20 protein-coding genes are annotated in these 21,889 nt (G+C 53.3%); 7 read left to right on the top strand and 13 right to left on the bottom strand.

Features of this window, described 5'->3' with window-relative positions:
• Positions 1 to 17 precede the first annotated feature (17 nt).
• Positions 18 to 173, top strand: a complete 156-nt coding sequence (locus LBR61_12065) for a hypothetical protein (GenBank protein ID MDR1732817.1) — start codon at positions 18 to 20, stop codon at positions 171 to 173.
• 186 nt (positions 174 to 359) lie between these two features.
• Here LBR61_12065 and LBR61_12060 read toward each other — a convergent pair whose 3' ends face one another.
• Genes LBR61_12060 through LBR61_12045 form a run of 4 tightly spaced genes read right to left on the bottom strand, consistent with a single transcriptional unit; the run spans position 360 to position 4,387 of the window.
• On the bottom strand, positions 360 to 1,646 hold the full coding sequence (locus LBR61_12060; protein MDR1732816.1) for an SLC13 family permease: 1,287 nt from the start codon (positions 1,644 to 1,646) through the stop codon (positions 360 to 362).
• Between the two features lie 10 nt (positions 1,647 to 1,656).
• Positions 1,657 to 2,160 (bottom strand): 3-isopropylmalate dehydratase small subunit, encoded by a 504-nt coding sequence (gene leuD / locus LBR61_12055; protein ID MDR1732815.1) that lies wholly within the window; start codon positions 2,158 to 2,160, stop codon positions 1,657 to 1,659.
• Between the two features lie 4 nt (positions 2,161 to 2,164).
• Complete coding sequence (locus tag LBR61_12050; protein ID MDR1732814.1) at positions 2,165 to 3,415, bottom strand: 3-isopropylmalate dehydratase large subunit; 1,251 nt, start codon at positions 3,413 to 3,415, stop codon at positions 2,165 to 2,167.
• 12 nt (positions 3,416 to 3,427) lie between these two features.
• On the bottom strand, positions 3,428 to 4,387 hold the full coding sequence (locus LBR61_12045) for an isocitrate lyase/PEP mutase family protein (GenBank protein ID MDR1732813.1): 960 nt from the start codon (positions 4,385 to 4,387) through the stop codon (positions 3,428 to 3,430).
• 135 nt (positions 4,388 to 4,522) lie between these two features.
• On the opposite strand from LBR61_12045, the gene LBR61_12040 reads away from it, so the two are divergent.
• Entirely contained in the window at positions 4,523 to 5,185 is a 663-nt protein-coding gene (locus LBR61_12040) for a GntR family transcriptional regulator (protein ID MDR1732812.1), read from the top strand.
• A 315-nt stretch (positions 5,186 to 5,500) separates the two neighbouring features.
• Here the strand turns inward: LBR61_12040 and LBR61_12035 are convergent, their stop codons facing one another.
• Positions 5,501 to 7,093, bottom strand: coding sequence for an ATP-binding protein (locus LBR61_12035; GenBank protein MDR1732811.1), 1,593 nt, complete (start codon positions 7,091 to 7,093; stop codon positions 5,501 to 5,503).
• Between the two features lie 176 nt (positions 7,094 to 7,269).
• Positions 7,270 to 8,361 (bottom strand): alcohol dehydrogenase catalytic domain-containing protein, encoded by a 1,092-nt coding sequence (locus tag LBR61_12030; protein ID MDR1732810.1) that lies wholly within the window; start codon positions 8,359 to 8,361, stop codon positions 7,270 to 7,272.
• A 302-nt stretch (positions 8,362 to 8,663) separates the two neighbouring features.
• Here LBR61_12030 and LBR61_12025 point away from each other — a divergent pair, with 302 nt between their 5' ends.
• The 5 genes from LBR61_12025 (at position 8,664) to LBR61_12005 (ending at position 14,110) form a co-directional block, all read left to right on the top strand.
• A complete protein-coding gene (locus LBR61_12025; GenBank protein MDR1732809.1) occupies positions 8,664 to 9,686 on the top strand; it encodes a galactose ABC transporter substrate-binding protein in 1,023 nt (340 codons plus the stop codon).
• 166 nt (positions 9,687 to 9,852) lie between these two features.
• Positions 9,853 to 11,289, top strand: coding sequence for an ATP-binding cassette domain-containing protein (locus tag LBR61_12020; protein ID MDR1732808.1), 1,437 nt, complete (start codon positions 9,853 to 9,855; stop codon positions 11,287 to 11,289).
• 19 nt (positions 11,290 to 11,308) lie between these two features.
• Entirely contained in the window at positions 11,309 to 12,343 is a 1,035-nt protein-coding gene (gene mglC, locus LBR61_12015; protein ID MDR1732807.1) for a galactose/methyl galactoside ABC transporter permease MglC, read from the top strand.
• A 27-nt stretch (positions 12,344 to 12,370) separates the two neighbouring features.
• Positions 12,371 to 13,057 carry a cyclase family protein gene (locus tag LBR61_12010; protein MDR1732806.1) on the top strand — a complete coding sequence of 229 codons (687 nt, stop codon included), beginning with the start codon at positions 12,371 to 12,373 and terminating at the stop codon, positions 13,055 to 13,057.
• A gap of 27 nt (positions 13,058 to 13,084) precedes the next feature.
• Positions 13,085 to 14,110 carry a zinc-binding dehydrogenase gene (locus tag LBR61_12005; protein ID MDR1732805.1) on the top strand — a complete coding sequence of 342 codons (1,026 nt, stop codon included), beginning with the start codon at positions 13,085 to 13,087 and terminating at the stop codon, positions 14,108 to 14,110.
• A gap of 95 nt (positions 14,111 to 14,205) precedes the next feature.
• Here LBR61_12005 and LBR61_12000 read toward each other — a convergent pair whose 3' ends face one another.
• The 7 genes from LBR61_12000 to gspD all read right to left on the bottom strand — a co-directional run bounded on the left by LBR61_12000 (position 14,206) and on the right by gspD (position 21,829).
• The gene (locus LBR61_12000) at positions 14,206 to 14,424 is read right to left on the bottom strand and encodes a sulfurtransferase TusA family protein (GenBank protein MDR1732804.1); all 219 of its coding nucleotides are present in this window, start codon (positions 14,422 to 14,424) and stop codon (positions 14,206 to 14,208) included.
• A gap of 35 nt (positions 14,425 to 14,459) precedes the next feature.
• Positions 14,460 to 15,557: a YedE-related selenium metabolism membrane protein gene (locus LBR61_11995; GenBank protein MDR1732803.1), complete on the bottom strand. Its 1,098-nt coding sequence runs from the start codon at positions 15,555 to 15,557 to the stop codon at positions 14,460 to 14,462.
• A 460-nt stretch (positions 15,558 to 16,017) separates the two neighbouring features.
• Positions 16,018 to 16,509, bottom strand: a complete 492-nt coding sequence (locus tag LBR61_11990) for a type II secretion system GspH family protein (GenBank protein ID MDR1732802.1) — start codon at positions 16,507 to 16,509, stop codon at positions 16,018 to 16,020.
• Positions 16,510 to 16,523: 14 nt separating this feature from the next.
• Positions 16,524 to 17,009, bottom strand: a complete 486-nt coding sequence (gspG, locus tag LBR61_11985) for a type II secretion system major pseudopilin GspG (protein MDR1732801.1) — start codon at positions 17,007 to 17,009, stop codon at positions 16,524 to 16,526.
• A gap of 92 nt (positions 17,010 to 17,101) precedes the next feature.
• On the bottom strand, positions 17,102 to 18,256 hold the full coding sequence (locus LBR61_11980) for a type II secretion system F family protein (GenBank protein ID MDR1732800.1): 1,155 nt from the start codon (positions 18,254 to 18,256) through the stop codon (positions 17,102 to 17,104).
• A 4-nt stretch (positions 18,257 to 18,260) separates the two neighbouring features.
• The gene (locus LBR61_11975; protein ID MDR1732799.1) at positions 18,261 to 19,826 is read right to left on the bottom strand and encodes a GspE/PulE family protein; all 1,566 of its coding nucleotides are present in this window, start codon (positions 19,824 to 19,826) and stop codon (positions 18,261 to 18,263) included.
• A complete protein-coding gene (gene gspD, locus LBR61_11970; GenBank protein ID MDR1732798.1) occupies positions 19,823 to 21,829 on the bottom strand; it encodes a type II secretion system secretin GspD in 2,007 nt (668 codons plus the stop codon). Before gspD ends, LBR61_11975 begins: the two co-directional genes overlap by 4 nt.
• Positions 21,830 to 21,889: the final 60 nt, after the last annotated feature.

Here is a 21,889-nt window from a genome sequence, read left to right as displayed (position 1 = left end):
CGGTGAAACTGGGAGGGATGGGCAGCGGAGAGCACGGAGTGGGATATCTGAAGCTGCCCGCGCTGCTGGCGTCCAAGACCCCCGAGGAAGCGGGAATACACCGGGCGATCAAGCTGGCCTTCGATCCTCTGGAGATCATGAACCCCGGCAAGCTGATCCGGGAAGAGAAATAGTTTATTTCGGATATCCGGCGCAGACTCAGGTCGTCCGTCGGATATCCGAAACTGATGCTGGTTCCCATACACACTTAAATCCATGGCATTATAGGGTTCGTCAAAAGCCAGAGAATAACAGCCAATATCACCGGAAACCATGAGATTTTTTGTCTGCCCAGTTCTATGAATTTATACTCGAACAAATCAGCGTAAAACTCCGACCATCGTCAGTATGATGACATAACCGGTAAAAACAAAAGGCAACACCAGTAATTGGGAGAATAGTTCGTCACGATGTTTTTCTTCCTCTACGCCAGACAAAAGCAGGCCGCCACCGGAAGAAAAAGGTGAGAAGCCGGTGCAGCTGGCGCCGATTGTGACAGCTGCGAACAAAAAGGCCGGATCTCTGGAAACTGCCGCTGCGATACCCGGAATGACAGGATAAAGCGTCGGCATGACCACGCCTGTAGAACTTGAAAAGAAACTCATAAACGCAGCTACCAGAATAATGACAACAGGCGCCATTGAATAGGAAACATTGTTGCCGATAAATGTGGCCAAAATGTTTATCGTGCCGGCTTTAACCGCAATTTCAATTAACATTCCCATTCCACACAAAAGAATAATGGTATTCCAGGGAACTTTTGCGATAACTTTTCTTTCGTCTCCAATTTTGAGCAGAATAGCGGCGATGGAGCCCAATATAGCCAACATCGTTATATCTGTACTGGCTATAAACATTTTAATAAGAGGTATTCCTGGAACTATCAGATTTGTCAACGGGGGGACTACAATCAACAACACGACAATTCCCAACAGGATCAGATTATTTTTTTGCTGATTATTCAGTGAGGGAGGTGTTTCCAATTGCGTAGGCTTTATTTTGAAGCCTCTTAGGCCAAAGTAACCCAGCACAAAAATCAATGTTTGGGCCAAAAACACCTGGAGAAAGAGTTTCATGACATATGCATCCGCCTGTTCCGGGTATCCGGCCCGTTCGATCAGTCCTTTGGCTACCAGACCGGTGACACTAATGGGAAGAGTCGCCCCTGCAACCGAACCGCAGCAAACGGCGATTGAGCCCAACAGTCTGCTCATTTCCGTATGTTTACAGATAGCCATGGTAAGAGGAGCCATCAGCGCGATGACGGCGTACGCGCCAGCTCCAATGGCCGAGAGTACGAGGGAAATTACGAATATGGCTGCTGGCAGCAAAAACTGAACTTTCCTGCAAGCAAATATCGTTTTTAGCGCCAGATTTTCAAGGGTACCGTTGATGGTGGCGAAGCCATAGAACATGCTGATGGAAAACAGAATAAAGAAAAGACGGACGGGCCACATTGCAATAATTGCGTTTACGCGCAACCCAAGAACACAGACTCCTGTAAGATAGGCGAAAGCGATGGCATAGAGCCCGATATTGATCCTGGTCACATATCCTAACGTGATTGCGATGATAATTGCCGCTAAAATCAAAATATGTATACTCATAGTTCCCTCCTCAGCAACTCTGCTCTTCCAAAAGATCCTGAGATTTTAACAAAGGGATGATGCCGCCTGCGTTATAAATCGCGAGCAATTGATCGGGCCAGGCATCGCCCTGAATCTCCTGACTGGTTCTCATGTTGACAATTTTCCCGGAAGTGAAGTCCACCTCAGCGATGTCTCCTTCCTCAAAACAATTGCAGACTCCTTTTACTTCCAAAGCTGGAAATGATTCGTTTACACAGCTGCGAAAGAACAATCCGTTGATATTTTCTGCTAAAAGGCAGCCGAGGCCGAGGTCTTTCATTGTTAAAGCCGCGGGGCGACTGGAACCTGTGCCGAAGTTGGTGCCTGCAATCACAATATCGCCGCTGGAAACCTGTTGTGCCCATCCCGGGCGGTTGGCGCTGAAGACGTATTGAGCGCGCTCTTTGGGGGACATCGCGACTGCCTGAGTGGGTAAAATAAGATCTGTATTGATATTGTCGCCGAATTTCCAAACTTTTCCCTTAATAATCATGACATCACCTCCGTGGGGTTGTAATATACCCGGCAACAGCGGATGCGGCAACAACAGCGGGCGAGCCGAGGTAGATTTTGGCGTCGGCGCTTCCCATCCTGCCTTTAAAATTTCTGGGGCTGGCCGTCAGGCAGACTTCATCTCCTGCCAGCACGCCGAAGTCGAGCCCCCCGCACACGCCACAGGCTGGGGGCGTAAGGAGGCACCCTGCCTCAATTAAAATGTTGATATCTCCGTTTTTCGATGATTCTCTGTAAACCTCCTGGGAGGCGGGAGTTACGATAAATCTCACATGGGGAGCTATCTTCTTTCCTTTCAGAATCTGGGCAACTGCATGTATGTCTTCTATGGTTCCGTTAGCGCAGGATCCTACGTGACACTGATTCACACATATTTTATCTTTCTCAAGCTGAGCCACAGGAACGGTGTTATTGGGGACGCTGTCCGGAAGCGCCACATAAGGAACTATTTCACTCAGATTTATTTTGCGTACTTCCAGATACTCAGCGTCGTTGTCCGGAAACGTCAGTTCGTAAGGGCGATTTGTTCGCGTACGCATGTGTCGGTCCAATTCTTCATTGGGGAGCCAGATCGCAAATTCCGCACTGAGTTCAGCGGACATGGCGGACAGAGTTTTGCGTGCGTCTAGGCTGAAAGAATCCGCCGCAGGACCGGCAAATTCTATGTTCTGACCCACATGTGCACCGTATTTGCCGGCGATATGGAGAAAAACGTCTTTCGCCGAAACATATTGCGGCAGAGTTCCTGTAAAATCGTAGCGAATGGTTTCGCCTACTTTGAACCATGTTTCTCCTTTACAGAGGACATAAAGCAGGTCAGCGAGGCCAATTCCTCTTGCACAATTGTTGAATGCACCGCTGCTGCAGGTATGGGAATCGTTGCAGACCAGCACTCTTCCCGGCAGGGCATATCCCGCGTCCGCAATTACCTGATGGACAATGCCCTGGTTCGCGCCCACGTCATGAAATCGACGTATACCATATTTTTGAGCGAACTGGCGACTTTTTCGAACGCTTTCGGCAGTGGGAATATCTTTCGGAGGAGATATGTGATCGTTGATGACAATCACTCTGTCGTTATCAAACAGCCTGACGGGCCAGGTATCAAACGCGCCCCTGATCAGAAAATTCATGTCCAAAACCACGGCAGATTCTACATTTACAACGACGACATCGCCGGGACGCACTGTTTTTCTGCCGGAATTACGAGCGAGGATTTTTTCCGCGATGTTCATTCCCACGGCGCATCACTCCTTTTTTGCGCCCAGATTGTAGCCTGATGTGCTGGATTCATAACGGGCTAGCAGTTCAGCGGAAGGCAGAAATTCTTCCTCAAGTTTACGGATGTCGGAAAATCCTACAAATTGCTGAATATTATCGACAGGATGACCTTTCAATTCTTTTTCGAATTGAACGATATATTGTTCACCTTTTTCCCGAATACCCTGCAGTAGAGCCATAACGCCGCGAATGGAGGCCTGCATAACCAATGCCGGCAGAGCGACTAAAAATACACCGTAGTCAGCCAGTTCTTTGAGAGGCAATCGAGGCGAAATACCTGCCATATTGTATAACAGTGGCAGGCCGACTTCGCGCCCGCATTGTTCGATTTCGTCGGCGGAAGTGAGCGCTTCGGCGAAAAATATATCCGCACCGGCGTCGCGATAGCGCTTTCCACGCTCGATCAGATCTTTTATTGAACCACCCACTGCTCCTTTGGCATCGCTGCGTGCTACCAACAGTAAATCAGGAGCCAATTCCCGGCGAACTTTATCCGCGGCACGCATTTTGCCCTCGAATTCTTCGCTCGACACTACCATTTTTCCAGACATATGGCCACATTTTTTGGGCGCGACCTGGTCTTCGATGAACAGAGCTGCAGCACCTGAGTCAATCAATTCTTCAACGGTACGCATCACGCCTATCGCATTGCCAAAGCCGGTGTCAGCATCGACTAAAATTGGCGTTTGACTAACTTTTGCGATGTTGGAGACAGTTTCACTCAACTCTTTGAGTGTCACCAGCCCAACATCTGCCTTGCCAAGTTTTGTATAAGACAAACAAAAGCCGGAAACAGACGTAATTTGAAATCCGGCAGATTCTGCTAAAAGAGCTGTGCAGGCGTCGTAAACTCCCGGCATTAAATAAGGCCAGCCAAGTTTCTTTTCGAACATTTTTCGCATATTTGTACGTGGATTGCCTTTCAAGAAAAATCCCTCCCTCTGATTGTATGACAAAATTGTAATATAATTAGTTTCATTGTCAATATTTCTATAAATTGCTGTACGAAAGAATTGTTTGCCTTGACTTTATTTACGACCAGTTATTATAATGACTCCTCAGTGAAAAAATCTTTTGGAGTTGATAACATCAATACTTTAAAAGTGGACTATGTTTATCAGGCGATGAAGGACCGGATCTTAAAGGGTGAATACCTTGCAGGTAATCATCTTGTTGAATCAGAGATGATCGAAGAGTTCAAAGTTAGCCGCACAACAGTCCGTGAAGCTTTGCGCCGCCTGTTGAATGATGAGCTTGCGGAACTCGTTCCTCATAAAGGCATCAGAGTTCGGACGATCAATTTTCAGGATGTGATGGATCTGTATTTGGTGCGGGAGTATATTGAAGGACTTTCCGCGCGGCTTATCGCGGAATATGTCGATCAAAACGTGTTGCAGCAACTGAAAGAAGTTGTTCAGATAGGACGTGCGGCCGTCGAACAGAAAAACTACGAACTCGCAAGAAAGTCGAATGCTCAATTTCATTCGCTCATTGCCGATAATTCAGGTAATCGTTACCTCAGAAATTCGCATCAGAGATTACATTCCCAGCTTGTTTACAGTCAATACGTGCGTCGAGCAATTATAGCGGATATTGGTTTGGCTCAAACGCAACATGAAGAAATATATCAGGCGATATTGGAAGGCAATGGGGTGAAAGCGGAAAATGCCATGAGAAATCATATCAATCACGCTAAACAGGTGATTATCGACTTTGCAAAATAATCATCCGCCAGTCGAAATAATAATTTATGGTGTCTAATGGCATTCCGCTTTCAGAGGTCAGATACCCCGAGGATTCATGGCGGTTTGCTTTCCATCGAATATTTTTGATCGAGTATCAATGAAGAAGCTGATGTTTGAATGTCATTGCTTCCAGCTATTCTAACTTTATAAGCAGCGAACCGGTAAAGTATGAGCCGTGTGAGTCGCTTAGTTTCTTCATCAGGCCTTTTATTTCAAATTGGTATGAACTATCTTTAGGTGAATATCAAGGGTATATATTTCCTCCAATTTCATGCAAAAAGTATCGTTGCAGGTCTACAGGTGTTCTATTCTGGCTTTTGCTGCTCGTCTCGCCTGTCTGTCTATACCCAGGCCAATGAGCGTGACGTCCTGCCCGGCGTATTTATCCGCGTAACCTTTTTCATGGATTTGTCTTATAGCCGCTTCGGCGGCTTTTTCGGAGGCTTCTTTTCCTTCGGCGATTTTTAATTCTATGATATAACGATGCCCGTTCTTTTCGGCTTCTATATCACTTCTGCCCTTATAGCTGTGATTTTCCGCCGTGGTATGGATACGGGACGACCAGAGCATCGTAAAGAGCAAAGCGTGATAAAAACTTTCCGCATACTGTGAAACAGTTCCTTTTTTGACCCTTTCGATCTCGTATTTTCGATTTTCCTGCTCGTACAGATCATAGGGAAGGCTTGTCAGCAGGATGTTGTATGTTTTTACGAGACTTTCAGCGTCTTTTCGTGTCAGAGCGTCTTCCAGCTCAACCGTCGCGAATCCGGCATTGGATATTTCCAGTTTTTCGCGCAAAAAAAGTCGTGCTACGGAGGAAAGGACCTCCATATTTGGATAGTCCAGAAGCAATTTTCTTCCGTTTTTTTCGCGGACGGACAGGTATCCACTCTGAAACAGGAAACTTTCCGGAGGAGCCTGCTCTATTTCCGCAGTCAAAGTAAATTCGTCGTCCGTCGGAAAACCCCTGAAAATTTCCACTTCCAGATCATTCCGTTTGACGTAATCGGCCAGGAATGATGGCGTTCCGGACTCAAACCAAAAATTGAAGAATGTTTTCTTTTTAAAAAAGTTCAGTACAGAAAACGGGTTATAGAGACGAGTTTCTCCATCGAACGAAAATCCATCATAATAGTCTCTGATCTGAGTGAAGAGTCCTTCTTTGCTTGTTTTTGCGTCGACAGATATTTTATCCAGATATACTCCAAAGTTGCTCACGAGTTCTTCTTCAGTGTAACCCAACATCCCCGCAAAAGCCGTATCCATCGAAATGTCCTCAAGATTGTTCAGCGCAGAAAAAACTCCCATCCTCGAAAACTTGCTCATTCCTGTCATAAAAATAAAACGCAGGTGTTCATCGGCGGATTTAATCCGTATATAGAAATCCTTCAGAATTTCCCGTATTGCTTCGGCTGCCGGAAGATTGAAAACATGTTGCAGGACGGGGCTGTCGTATTCGTCAATCAGAAGGACGACCGGTGAGTCGTATTTTTGGGCCGTACGTTTCAAAAACCCGGAAAAGGCATCCCCGGGCGCGGCATCTTTGACTTCCACGCCGAGCCGTTCGGCATTTTCTTTGACTCTGGCCAACATGGATGAACGAAGAAGGTCAGGTCCCATGTTCGCTGTCAGGTCGCTCATGTCCAGCCGTACGACGGGATATGCTCTGTAATCGGGGCGATTCATGAATTCTTCAGCGTAAAGGCCCCGGAACAGTTCCTTTTTGCCTGAAAAAAGCGCATCAAAGGTGGATATGGTCAGAGACTTGCCGAAGCGTCGGGGCCGAGACAAAAAATAGGCTCTGCCGTTATCGATAAGATCCACGAGATATTTTGTCTTGTCCACGTAAAGATATCCTTCGTTTCGAATAATCTCGAACGTCTGGATGCCAATGGGCAGCCTGGGCAGTTTGCTGTTCGTCGCCTTTTCCTCCTTTCAGCGGGATTTTCCTTCTGTTCAACGAACAGTATTCATTATAAACGGTTTTCCCGCTCACGGACTTTGTCATTTGTATTTCAGGCTGTCCTCCGTCACCGGTTCGCGTGAGCGGGACGAGGATCCATTCAGGCGTTTTCTCCATTGGGCAGGAAGACAACCTTCATGACGTTGTCTTTGCGTTTGACGAAGGTTTCCAGTCCCTCCGCGAATTTTTCCAGAGGATAGGTGTGAGTCACCATGTCCCGGACGACGATATTGCCCCGTGAGATCAGGGAGAGGACTTTGCCGCTGACGTTGGGATTGGCCCGAGACCCGTGGATGGTGATCTCGTTGTGAGTGACGTACTTGAAAGGCAGCGGTTCCATGACGTCATCGGTAGCGACGCCCAAAAGCGTGACGACACCCCCTTTATGCACCATACGCACGGCCTGGACAAAGGTCCCCGGGGCTCCGGAACATTCGAAACATTCGTCGACTCCCAATTCTCCGGTCAGCTCTCTCACTTTGGAGACGGGATCGCAGGTGGTGAAATCTACGGCGTCGTCGCAGCCATAGCTCTGAGCCGTTTTAAGCCTCGACCCGCGCCCTACGACGATGAGACGCGCCGCTCCCATGGCCCGGGCGAGCTTCATGGCCATCATACCGATGGGTCCGGGGCCGATGACAGCCACGGTTCCTCCGGGAGTGATTCCCGAAAGTTCCAGTCCATGGAGCGCCACTCCCGCGGTGTCGCACATGGCCCCCTCCTGCCAGGAGACGTTATCGGGAAGTGGAGTGAGGCTCTGAATGTGATAGACGGCGTACTGAGCGTAGGCTCCGTTGACTTTGAAACCATAGTGGCGATGCCCCGCTGCGGTATTTCCATAGTTGTAGCAGAGCGTGTAACGCCCCGCCAGACAGTTTTTGCAGAATCCGCAGCCTTTATGCGCTTCACCGGCCACACGATCGCCGATTTTGAAGGCAGAAACTTGGGGGCCCAGGGCTATCACGCGCCCTGCCCACTCATGCCCGGCAATAAAGGGGTAACTCGGAGGCCAGTTCCCCGCCAGGTCTCCTCGAACGATCTCCGGATCGCTGCCGCAGATTGCCACGCCTCCGATTCGGCAAAGCACTTCGTTGGGGCCGGGAACGGGGACGGGCACCTCCTGGATCTCGAACTGTCCGGGAGCGGTAAGCACGACGGCCTTCATTTTTTCAGGAATTGAGTAATTATCCATTAACCTTTCCTCCTCTTCGAGCGTTTTAAAATATGCCTTCAAACATGGATTTAGCATATTATCATGTATATTATGTCAAGTTGCAATGTGATACTCAATATGTGATAATACCTTCGTCCAGAAGAAGAAGTAAATAACATTAATTATGAAAAAACGATGGAGAGATTTCTGCGCGGAAGACGTTCATAGTTTGATTTCGGTGAACCTTGTGGTGCAGGTATGCTATGGAAAAGACGGAACTCTCGGGCAAAAAAATACAGGCGGTGTCTCAGGCGCCTGAATACCAAAGGAGGAGTTACAAGATGAAGAAATCTTCGTTGATCCTGTTGGCAGGTTTCATGGCTCTTCTCACGATTTTTGCTTCCGGAGTGGCGGCGGCAGAAAAAAAACCTCGTTTGGGTGTGCTCATCTTTGATTACTCAAATGCGTACGTTTCCTACATTCGTAACAGCATCGAACACAGTAACGCGGACGGTAAAGCCGAACTGATCATGGTCGACTCCCAGAATGACCAGGCAAAACAGGTCGAACAGGTAGACAATCTGATTCAGCAGGGTGTGGATGCCCTCGCCATCAACGCTGTGGCGCCCGAATCCGCCGGGGCCATGATCGACAAACTCAAGGCGGCAGGGATTCCCGTGGTGTTTTTCAACCGCTGTCCTTCCGAAAAGGACCTGAAGAGCTACGACAAATGTTTTTATGTGGGAACGACGCCGGCTCAGTCCGGTGAAATGCAGGCTAAAATGGCGTGGGAGGCTTTTAAGGCCAACTCGGCCTTCGACAAAAATGGCGACGGCAAAATGCAGTACGTCATTATTAAGGGAGAGCCGGGACATCCCGATGCCGAAGCCCGTACCGAGGCAAATCAGTATACCCTCAAAAATCTGAATGCCTCCGTCGAATTACTGGACATTCAGACAGGCCGTTTCCGCACGGCAGAGGCAAAGGACGTCATGGACGCCTGGGTGGGTAAATTCGGCGATAAGATTGAGATGGTGCTCACCAACAGCGACGCTATGACGCTGGGGGCAGTCGAATCTCTGAACGGCGCAAAGATCAAATCGGGCATCGTAGGGATCAACGCTTTACCGGAGGTTCTTCCCCTCATCGACAACGGAACGCTGATCGGCTCGATTCTGTCGGACGCAGGTCGGGAGGGCGTGTGTATTTACACGATGAGCTACAACCTCGCCACAGGAAAAGATGTACTGACCGGACTGAAGGAGGGCTTCGGATCCATGAATGACGTCCGTATCCCCTATATCCCCATCGATAAAAGCAACACGAGCCTTGCGCGGGAGATTTACGGCAAAATCCTGAAGTAAGCGAATTCGGTGCGAAAGCACAAAAGTATTTTGGATATGAACGCTGCGGGGGCGTGACATTTTGTCGCGCTCTCGTTTTGGTGGAGCGGAGGGATCCCCTGTGGCAGATACGCCCTATATTCTTGAAATGAGGGGAATCTATAAATATTTTCCAGGAGTTCAGGCGTTGAAAAACGCAAGGCTGCAGGTGCGTCCTGGAACGGTTCACGCATTGATGGGGGAGAACGGAGCGGGCAAATCCACGCTTATGAAATGCCTCTTCGGGATTTATATCCGGGACGAGGGAGAAATTTTACTGGAAGGATGCCCCGTCTCTTTTGAAAATCCGCATCAGGCGCTGACTCACGGCGTATCCATGGTCCATCAGGAGCTGAACCAGGTTCTGGAGCTGAGCGTCATGGAAAACGTGTGGCTTGGCCGCCTGTTTTGCCGGGGTTTCGTTGTGGACAGAAAAAAATTGTTCGATGAGACAAAGGCCCTCTTCGAGCAGCTCAAAATCGACATCCACCCTCGTATAAAAATAGGAACGCTTTCAGTCTCTCAGCGTCAAATGGTAGAAATTGCGAAGGCAATTTCCTGTCAGGCCAAAGTACTGGTTCTTGATGAACCCACCTCTTCCCTGACGGACAAGGAAGTACGGCATCTGTTCGAAATGATACGCGGGCTGACGGAGCGAGGCTGCGCCGTCATTTATATTTCTCATAAGATGGAAGAGATCCTCCAGGTGTCTCATGACGTCACGATTATGCGGGACGGGGAATGGATCGCCACTCAAGCGGCTTCGGATCTGACCACGGATAAAATTATCCGGCTGATGGTGGGGCGGGAGATCGTCAATCGCTTCCCTCCCAAACACAACAGGCCTTCTGACAGGGTCGTGCTGAGTGTCCGAGGTCTGACGGGCTATTATCAGCCCACGGTCAGAGATATGTCCTTCGATCTGCATGAAGGGGAGGTTTTGGGGATAGCGGGACTTATGGGCGCCCGCCGTACGGAAGCGGTGGAAACGATTTTCGGCATTCGCCGCCTTGCGGAGGGCACGATCGAGAAAAACGGCAGAAAATTGCCGCCTCCTGTGCCTCACACCTCCATTGTCAACGGTTTTGCCCTCATTACGGAGGAACGCCGGAGGTCGGGGATCTTTGAGGATCTTAGCGTCTCTTTCAATACGGCCATAGTGAAATTGCCGGCTTATTGTAAAATGGGCGTCGTAAACGATAAAGCCATCAAAGCGGATACGAAAGCGATGATTGAAAAGCTGCGAATCAAAACGCCCTCCCAAAAAACCTTTGCCCGCGCTCTTTCGGGAGGAAATCAGCAAAAGGTCATCATCGCCCGCTGGCTTTTGGCGGGTCCGGATATTTTTTTGCTTGACGAACCCACAAGGGGTATCGACGTGGGGGCGAAGTACGAAATCTACCAAATTATCGACGCAGTGGCCCGGGAAGGCAAAAGTGTCATTTTCATTTCTTCGGAAATGCCGGAGCTTTTAGGCGTCAGTGATCGCATTCTTGTCATGAGCAACGGCAGAGTGGCGGGGATCCTCAATGCGGGAGAAACGACCCAGGAAGAAATTATGTTGTTGAGCGCAAAATACCTCTAAGTAAGGCGAGGCGGAGAAGGTGTGGAGATCCGGAACGGAACCAGGCAAGTCTGCGGCGTCCCTGTATGGGAGTTTTTTGCTCACCTACGCGATTTATATCATTTTGTTGCTGATCTTTTTTGGCATGGTGGTGCTTGAACCCGGACTCCTGACGTTCAGAAACCTCCTGTTCATTTTGTCCCAGGCCTCCACCCGCGTCATTCTGGCGCTGGGAGTGGCGGGTATCATCGTGCTGGGCTGCACCGACCTCTCTCTGGGAAGAGCGGTGGGCTTTGCGGGCATTATGACGGCGAGCCTTTTGCAAAGTGTCTCCTACGAACGCAGAATTTTCGCCGGAATGCCGGAGCTGCCGATTTTCATTCCCATTTTGGGGGCGATGCTCCTCTGCGCGTTGTTCGCGGTTCTGCAGTGTTACTTCGTGGCTAAGGTGAAGGTTGCTCCGTTCATTGCCTCTCTGGCCTTTCAGCTGGTTCTTTACGGAATTCAGTCCATCTATTTCGACGTGGTGAATAAATCTTCTCCCATCGGAGGATTGGACGAACGATTCAAACATTTTGCGCAGGGCTACGTTCCTCTGGGCAACCCCGGTATTCCCTATCTGGTTATTTACGCCACTCTGACTACTTTGGTCATATGGTTCATCTGGAATAAAACCCGACTGGGACGCAACATGTTCGCGATCGGCGGCAACAGCGAGGCGGCCAGCGTCTCGGGAATCAACATCGTCCTGACGATGATGATGATCTACACCACGGCGGGGTTGCTTTACGGTTTCGGCGGCTCTCTGGAGGCGGCGCGCACGGGGAGTGCGGCAAACTCTCTGGGCTCCGGCTATGAACTGGACGCCATCGCTTCCTGCGTGGTGGGGGGCGTCTCCATGCGAGGCGGAGTGGGCTCTGTGGGCGGCGTGGTCATCGGTGTGCTGATTTTTCAGGTCATCAGCTACGGTCTTGTGTATTTGCGGGTCAATACCTACGTTCAGTATCTGATTAAGGGCATCATCATCCTGCTGGCGGTGTCCATCGACACGCAGAAGTACATTCAGCGCAAGTAACCGAAGCATAAAAGGGGGAAGTGGGTTATGTCTGTTCAGTACAGAGAAATCATCGATTTGACGCTGGGAATCGTCTCCAATATGTCAGTACCTCCCGGAAACAGGAAAACACTGCCTCCTGTGGAATTCCGGCTCTACAGTGATGCCTCGAAGGACGGCATCCAGGTGGGTTTTTATCAGCAGGGCATCCACGCGGGAACCCATCTGGACGCACCGCGTCACATCGTTCCCGGCGGTAAAACCATCGATGAATTGCCGCTGGATTATTTCATGGGCAAAGGGTACTGCATCAACTGTACCGCGGTGAAACCCAACGAACCCGTTACAGCCGCTATGCTGGATTATGCGTCATCAAAAATAAAAAAAGGGATGATGGCGTTCCTTTATACGGGATGGAGCGACAAAATGTTCGGGCAGGACGCCTACTGGAACGATTCTCCTTTCCTCGGGGAAGATGCGGCCCAGTGGCTGGTGGATCACGGAACGAAGATCGCGGGGTTCGATTTCTTCCAGGAGATCGGCGCAAAGCAACCCGTGCTCAATCCCGCTTTGTTCAAAGTGCATAAAATTCTTCTGGAGCACGGCTGTTTGAACATCGAACACCTGACCAATCTGGGGAAAGTGGTGGACAGCATCTTCGATGTCATTGCCCTGCCCCTGAAGATCATCGGCGCAGAGGGTTCTCCCACGCGGGTGTTGGCCCTGAGAGACTGAACGGAGAACTTTATGAAAGAGGAATTTATGAAAGCGACACGTCTTTTCAGATTTCACGAAAAACTGAACCTGGTCGAGCTTCCAATTCCTGAACCCGGAGAAGGAGAAGTGCTTGCCAGAGTTTTGGCCAGTGGTATTTGCGCCTCCGACCTGCATATTATGGAGGGAAAAATTTCCACGGTGCGCCTGCCTTACACGCCAGGCCATGAACTTTGCGGTGAAGTCCATACGGTGGGCCCCGGGGTGGATAACCTCCAAAAGGGAGACCGTTTTGTGGCCGCCATTGATGTGCTGTGCGGCAAATGTCGTTTTTGTCGGGAAGGCAGAGAAAATTTGTGTGTTCACAGAACGCGGATCGGTTTTGAACGCGACGGTTCCCACGCGCAATATTGTGTTGTTCCGGCCGCCAATGTTTTCCCGATCTCCAGAGAAATTCCCTGTGAACAGGCGGCGATTATCCCCGATGCGGTGGCCTGCATGTATCATGCCTTCACCGCTCAGGGCAGAGTTCAGCGTGGAGATATCGTATGTATCCTTGGGGTCGGCGGGCTTGGGTTCCAGGGAATCCAGATCGCCCGGCATCTGGGGGCGAAAGTCGTTGTCACCAGTCGGCAGGATCGGAAACTGGCTCTTGCCGAAAAAGCGGGAGCGGATGGTGTAATCAATACCAAAACTCAGAATTTCAGGGAAGAAATTATGCGTTTTACCGATGGCGCCGGATGTGATGTCGTTTTTGACAACATTGGAATCGCCGCTTCCGTGGGTGAGGCGGTGGCGGTTCTGCGGCGGGGCGGCAGAGTGGTGGCGGCAGGTTACAGTGACCCTGAATTCAGCGTGAACTATCAGGATTTAGTCCTTTATGAAAAGGAAATTATCGGAATTCGTGGCAGCACTCCGAAAGAACTGCGCGAAACGATCGCACTGGTAGAAAAGGGCGTCCTGAAACCTTTTGTTTACCAGACCTGCGAGTTTTCCGAAATCAACGAAGCCTTGAACCGTCTGCGCAACAGTGAGTCGCTGGGACGAACGGTGATTTTACCCTGGAAGGAATAGAAAAATAAGAACGGGGGACGTTCAGAGTTCGAATATCCCCCGTGCCTTATACCAGCTTATACCAGATTGAAATCAAAAGCCTGTTGGTATCCTCTTCATTTTTCCAGAATGACTTTGTAGCCTCCGTCGCGTTCCTCCAGGGTGGTTTTCCAGCCTTTGTCCCCGGCGAAGCGGGCGACGTTGTTGCGGGAAGTCGCGGTGTCCACGAGAACCTCCACCCTGCCGGAGGGCGTTTTATCGAGAACCTTTTTGAGCTCTATAACGGGCTGAGGGCAGGAGAGCCCCGAAGTGTCGATGGTAATGACGTCGTTCATCCTTAATTTCCTCCTGACTCGATTGAATGCTTTTCTCAGGCCTGTTTCCTGGTGCAGCTGAAACCGATCAGGAGACAGACCACAAGGCTGGCGATGGTGACCGGAATCCCCCAGGGGCCCACTCCGGCTCCGCTGGACGCGGCGCTGAAGTTGTGGGCGAACGCGGCTCCCGTCAGCAGTCCCAGAACGAAAACCCCTGCGTCGGCGTCGCCCTCACCCGCCATGATGAGCTGACGACCGGGACAGCCGCCGGCCAGCGTGAAAGCCAGCCCCGACAGCACCATGCCCAGGAAGTTCCAAAGCTCCTGCGTGTGGGCGATGGGCTGTTTTTCAAAACCCGGATGAAACTGCCCCAGGGCGTAGTTGACCACGAAGGCCGCGACGGTGAAGGAGACGATGCCCCGGAACAGGTAGCCGTCCCTCAGCATGAAGAGGTCGCGAAGCGCGCCAACGGTGCAGAAGCGGCTGCGCTGGGCCAGCCAGCCGATGATGAGCCCTCCGGCCAGGGAGATCAGGAAGGGCGCGTGGGCGGCCCCTGGTCCCTCTTTGGAGAAGAAGATGGGTCCCGTTGCCGCTCCGTCGGAACCGACCGGTCCGAAAAGGGGCTTCAGGACCACGAGGGCCAGCAGGATGACGGCGATGACGGGCATGACCAGCCCTGTGGCCTTGGGATTGCGTTCGGCAGCTCCCAGGCTGAAGCCGTTCCACAGAAACGCGATGCCGATCAGCGCGCCGACGGCCAGACCGCCGATTCCGTAAAGCGCGTTCCAGTCTCCGCCGGCCACGCGAAGGTAGGCCCTCCAGGGGCATCCCAGAAAAACGAGAGCGCCGAACATGGCGCAGACCCCCAGGAAGAAGCGCACCAGCGGAGACGATCCGCCCCGGGGGGCGTACTCCCGAAAGAACAGAGCCGACGCGAAGGCGCCGAGAATCGCGGCGGGAATTTCAGGCCGCAGATACTGAACGATACCCGCCCGGTGAAGCCCCAGAGCCCCCGCGATGTCGCGGGTGAAACAGGCCGCGCAGAACCCCATGTTGGCGGGGTTTCCCCACCAGACCAGCAGAGCCGCCAAAGCGCCAAGCACCCCGCCGGCCACCAATGGCCCCTGACGGGACGTCAAAATTTTATCCATAACACATCCACCTCCAATGATTTCCTGAATCCTGAACAATATATTTTTTTACAGATTTTGCGATTTTGAGAGCAGGGGACAGAATCGATTCGGAGAAAAAACGATGAAGAACGCGGAGCGGAGGACAAAAAATGAAAAATGGAGAGCGTCTGACGACAGGAACACGCCCTGAACCTCAGACGAAAATTTTCAGATCAAAAATATCGGGTCAAAATCTCCAAATTCAAATTTCCAGATTTAAAGCTGGAGTGTCGCTCATGGCCGTTCTGCTTTTCTCCGTCGATCCGTAAATGCAGACCCGTGCATTGGACGCTTCACATCAGGTAACGCCCGAAAATAAAACAGCCATGACAAACCCTCCTTTTTATAGCGGTCGGCTATTTTTGCGCAGATTTTTATCGGTAATTATAATCTTTTGAGCGCCATATTTTCAGTGCAGGATTACGTAATCCGCTGTAATTTACAGTCGACTCTGCCGGCCGGTTTCCTCGAAGAGATAGCCCGTTACGGTCAGCAGCGCGGATTCTCCCTCCGAGAGGCGGGTATTCCGATCCGCCCGCATGATGCGTGCCGGCGTACAGGTTCCGTCCCTGAAAAAATAGATGACAGGCGGCTCCAGACGCCAGCCGTTCCCCGCCAGCGGATAGCGCGTCGTCAGTGGTTTCCACTCCAGAGTGCGCCTTGTGGGGTCGAAAGGATCTTCGACCTGCATGAAGCCTTCGATAACGACAGGGCCTCTCTCGTCTCTTTCGGAAGCATCGAGCCTCATTCGCACGCTGACGCCGTCGAGGGCCAGGTCGGACAGCTCCATCACCGTCCGCTGCAGACCGCGCATGGGGGACTCGAAGGAAAGAAACCCCTTCGGCATGACCATGACCGCCGCCAGAGCGATGATGACCATCACGATCGTGAGCTCGATCAGAGTGAAACCCCGCCGTCGGGAAAATCGCATGATGAACTTCAGCTTTACAGCGGGTCGTGGTTGTTGATGTCCGCGTTTCTGCCCTCGCCGCCCTCTTCGCCGTCGGGCCCTGTGGAGATGATGTCGTAGGCGCCGCGCTCGCCGGGGCAGCGGTAGATGTAGGGGTTGCCCCAGGGGTCGTCGGGGATATTTTTCATGTAGGGTTCCTCCGGGTAGCGTTTGGGGATGGGGGACGTGACGGGCTTTTTCACCAGAGCGTCGAGGCCCTGCTGGGTCGTGGGGTAGACGCCGTTGTGCAGACGGTACATGTCAAGGGCCGTGACGAACGCCTCGATCTGGGCCTTCGTCGTGGTGCGGCGCGCTTCTTCCAGACGGGCTACGACCTGAACGGTGGCGACCGTGGCCAGAATACCCAAAATCACCACCACGACCATGATTTCGATCAGAGTGAACGCCTTTCTGCGTCTTTGGGGTTTGATGTTTTCGGAATCGAAGGAAACTCCGCGTCGTTCACCGACGTTTTTTTGCATCATACAGACCTCCCTGTTGGATTATTATTGTACGGGGCACGAAAAGAACTCCTGCCCGGAATCATTATAGGCCTTCCTGCGCCGGTCGGCATTTACTTTACCATGCCGGAGAGATTCAGAATCGGCAAAAGTATCGCCAGAACGATAAAACCGACCGCAAAACCGAGAATCAGTACCATTGCGGGTTCCATCAAAGTTGCGAGACGTTCCATCTGGGCCTGGGCGATCTCCCAGTTGTTCTGCCCCACGTTGGTGAGGGCTTCCGTCAGGTCTCCTCCCATTTCGCCCACCCGAACCACGTAGACCACATCTTCGTCGAAGCCCTCTTTTTCCAGGGCTTTGTCGAAGCGATGCCCCGCTTTGACCAGGTCGGCGATGTTCAGCCATTTTTGGGGGCGGACGTCCATGGAGGAGGCCATGCGCAGCCCCTGCACCAGGGGAATGCCGGATTTCAGAAGCGTGGCCAGGTGGGACATGATCAAAGCCAGGGTCAGACGTTCGCGGATTCCCTTCATGAAGGGCAGCGAGAATTTTTTGCCGCGGCGTTTCTGGATCAGCCAGAAAACGAGAATCGCGATCAGGATGGGCAGTCCGAAGCTGTTGAGGAAGCTCGAAAGCGCCAGCAGAAGCCGGGTGGGAAGAGGCAGAGTCTGCCCCAGATCCTGAAACATCGCGGCCAGTTTCGGCACGACGAAGGTCAGGAGGAAAGCCACGACTCCCACACCCACCACGATCATGACGACGGGGTAGGTCATGGCGCTTTTGATCCTGCGCTTCAGGGACGCCTCCATGCGGAACTGGGCGGCGGACTGCTCCAGAACGGCGATGAGAGAGCCGCTTTGCTCCCCCGACTCCACCACCCGCCACAGGCTTTCGAGGAAGGCCCCGCTTTCCGCCAGGGCGGTGTGGAATTTTTTCCCTCCCACCACGTCTCGAAGCACGCCGTCGAACGCCGCGGCGATGCGCCTGTCCCGGCTCTGACGGCCCAGAATTTTGAGGGCGTCGGCCAGAGGAAGCCCCGATTTCAGGTAGGAGGCCAGAGAACGGCAGAACATGATGTGAACGTCAAGGGACAAAGGGCGTTTTCTGTCGTAGCGAACCGCTTTTTCCTCTGCCTGAGAGATTTCGACCACCACCACGCCCCGCTCCGTCAGACGCTCCACGGCCTGAGCGGAAGAGGAGGCCTCCAGGGTTCCCTTTGTCTGCTTCCCCCGGCTGTCGTATCCTGAATAGTTAAAAGAAGGCACGATTCTACTCCTCTCCGGCCACTCGAATCAGCTCGTCGGGAGAGGTCTTTCCGGCCGCCACGGCGTCGAGCCCGATTTCCCAGAGGGTCTTGAAGCTGCGCTTTCGGGCGATTTCCCGGAGTTTCGAGGCCTGAGCGCCGGCGGCGATGGCCTCCTGGATTTCCTCGTCGATTACAAACTGTTCGTAAAGTCCCAGACGTCCGTGGTATCCCGTTCCGTTGCACCGGGGGCAGCCCGCGGGTTCCCAGGCCGTTTTGACGCCCTGCCGGGCCATGACCGCGGGAACGGAGGTTTCTCTGCGGCAGTGAGGGCACAGACGCCGGGCCAGGCGCTGAGCGACGGTTCCGATGATACAGCTCGCCGCCAGGTAGGGCTCGATGCCCATGTCCACCAGACGGATGACCGCCCCTATGGAGTCGTTGGTGTGCAGGGTCGAAAGAACCAGATGTCCGGTCAGGGACGCCTGTACGCCGATGTGGGCCGTTTCGAAGTCCCGCATTTCTCCGATCATGACGATGTCCGGGTCCTGACGCAGGATGGAGCGCAGGGCCGAAGCGAAGGTCACGCCGGCCTTCTCGTTCACCTGAATCTGGGCGACGCCGGGAAGTGCGTACTCCACGGGGTCCTCCACCGTGATGATGTTGACTTCCGGTCGGGCCAGCGCCTGAAGAATGGCGTAGAGGCTGGTGGTTTTCCCCGATCCCGTGGGACCCGTGAAAAGGATCATGCCGTGGGGGCGGTAGATCAGTCCGTCCATGACCTCCCGTTCCGCCTTCTCCATGCCCAGGTCCTCCAGAGTCAGGAGCCCGTGCCCCTTGTCCAGCATACGCATGGCTATCCGCTCTCCGTACTGGGTCGGAACGAGGCCCACGCGGATGTCCACGGCGTGGTCCGCCAGAGTGATGCCGATTCGTCCGTCCTGGGGGGCCATGTGCTCGGCGATGTCCATTCGCGACATGACCTTGATGCGGCTGGTGAGGGGGGCCTGGTGGGTTCTTGGGAGACGCAGACGGTCCTGGAGAACTCCGTCGATGCGGAAGCGGATCAGCACCTCGTCCTCGTAGGGCTCCACGTGAATGTCCGTGGCCCTCTGCTTCAGGGCGTCCACAAAAAGGCCGTTCACAAGACGGATGACGGGGACGTCCACGGAGTCGCTCAAAACGTCCTCCCGGTTCAGATCGTCGATGTCCTCGATGCCCTCCATATTTTTGGCCGCTTCGTCCGCCGCCACGCTTCGGATGTCGTAGAGCCGGCGCAGCAGCTCCGAGATGTCCCGGTCGGGGTACAGCTCCAGATCCACGGGCAAACCCATGGCCGTTCCCAGCATCTGGGCTTTGGAGAACGCCTCGACGGACGTCGCGCCGACGATCAGGACGCCGTCCTCCACGCGAAGGGGCACGATTTTGGCGCTGCGCAGAACGTCGAGCCCCATGCTTTCGGGAAGCAGTTCCGCAATTTCTTTGGCCTCGGGCAGCGCGGGGCTTTTCTCGCCGGTGGCCGGCGCGGTCCGGGAATCGTTTATGGCATCGGAGGCAGTCGCGGCGGCAGGTTCATTCATTGCAACGCTCATTTTCTGTTTTTCTTTATGCTTTTCTGGTAAAGCTCGGAGAAACGCCTGTCCACTTCCGTCTCCATGGGACCCGCCGCCGGTCGTTTCGAATCGCTGGACTCGATGGCCGTCTGGGTCGTGGCCTGGCGCATCTCTTCGGTATTGCGAATGATCTGAGGCGTCAGGAAGATGATGAAGTCGATTTTTTCCTTCTCTTTGGAGGTCTTTTGAAAAAGCCCGCCCAGGAGAGGAATGTAGGAAAAACCGGGTACCCGGCGTTTCAGGGATTTTTCCGTTTCCTTGATGATGCCGCCCAGGACGATGGTTTCGCCATCCTCCACGACCACCGAGGTTTTGACCTTGCGCTTGGCCGTCACCGGGGTCACGGAGGTGGTGGCGGTGAGCACGTCCTCCGTGGTCTGCTCGATGTCCAGGGCCACCAGGTTGCCGCTCCGGATGTGGGGGGTTACGGTCAGGGTCAGTCCCGTGTCCTTGTAGTCCATGCTCTGCTGGACCGCGCCGGGGTTGGAAAGGTCCGACGTGGAGCCCTTCAGGACGGGGATGACCTGTCCCACCTGAAACGAGCTCTCCTTGTTGTCGGTGCACATCAGGCGCGGAACGGACAGAATGTTCACCGCGTCGTATTTTTTCAGCATCTCGACGGTGGTGTAGATCAAAGCGAGGGGTTTGTAGTTGGTCACGGAGTAGGTGGACCCGTTGCGGTCGACCAGCTCCTCGCTGCGGGACAGCTCGTTGAACCACTCCGTGAACTGGCTGGGGACGCTGCCCTCGCCCAGCTGACCCAGGCCGCCCAGCATGAGGTTGTCCCAGATCTGCCCTCCCATGATGGACCAGTCGATTCCGGCCCGGTCCAGATTGGTGACGTTGACCTCCGCCATGAAACCCCGAATCAGAACCTGTTTGGGCTGGACGTCGATTTCCATGAGGATTTTTTCGAGGGCGTCGTACTGTCTCTGGCTTGCGGCGAAGATCAGGCTGTTGGTGGTCACGTCGGGAACGACGGTGGCCGGGAATTTCCCCTCCTGGTTGGGCTGGAGCATGGCCGAGGCCGCCAGAACCTTGCCGATTTGCTCGGCCGCCGCTGTGGCGTCGATGTTCTGCAGTTTGTAAATATGAAAATCTCCCGTTTTGCTGGGCAGGACGTCCAGTTCCCGGATGAGCTGCGCCGCCCCCACGAGAACGGAGGGTTCGGCCGCCACGAGAATTTTCCGGCTGTTGGGGTCGGGAATGGCGGTGAGCCCCCGAAGGTGTCCCCCCGTCTGAGCGATGGCGTTGAGCTGGTTGGCGATGGTCACCGGATCTCCGTGCTCCACCGAAAACACCCGGCTGATTTTGGCGATTCTGGGGTTGTCCATGTCCCGGATGATCTGGACGCTTTTGCTGACGTCCACGGCTCGCCCCTGCAGCATGATGTCGCGGCCGTTCCCGATGGGGAGGACGATAATGTTCTGTCCAAAGGCCTGCTGCAGCGCCTGGATCACGTAGTCCGCAGTGATGTAGTCGAGAGGGACGATATGGGTGACGGTTTGCTCCCCGGGCCCAGGTCCGCCCTTGCCCCGGCCCACCTGGGTCGAGGTGCTGACGCCGCCCTGAGCCAGTTTGAAGTACGCCCCCATGTCCTGCAGGGACCAGCCGTAGGTCTGAAGCACGGACAGCATGATCTGCTGAGCCTCCTGAATGGAGGAGGGTTTGGGGGAGATGACCGTGATTTTGCCGGTGATGTTCGGCGGAACCACGATATTTTTCTCCAGAATCTCCGACATGAAACGGACGAACTTCACGAGATCGATGTCCGTGAAGTTGAAATACACGATTCCCTTGCGCCGCATGGCCTGAGCGGCTTCCACAAGGGCTTTCTCGTCCTGAGCGTTTTCCGCGGCCGCGGCGCTCTTTCCATTGGTCCCTCCGCCGGCGGCGGGAGCGGCCTGAGCGGGATCAGGAACGGCACAGAACAAAATAAACAGCAAAAATACGGCCATAACCGTCTTTTTCGGTACCTTCAAAAGCGCTCACCCTCTTAAAATTCCTGACGCGGCGAGAGGTTCGGTGATTTAAGCCTCTTT

The organism is Synergistaceae bacterium (genome assembly GCA_031272035.1).
Classification (GTDB): domain Bacteria; phylum Synergistota; class Synergistia; order Synergistales; family Aminobacteriaceae; genus JAISSA01.
The sequence above is the reverse complement of the archived record's forward strand: the minus strand, read 5'-3'. Positions and strand labels throughout refer to the sequence as shown.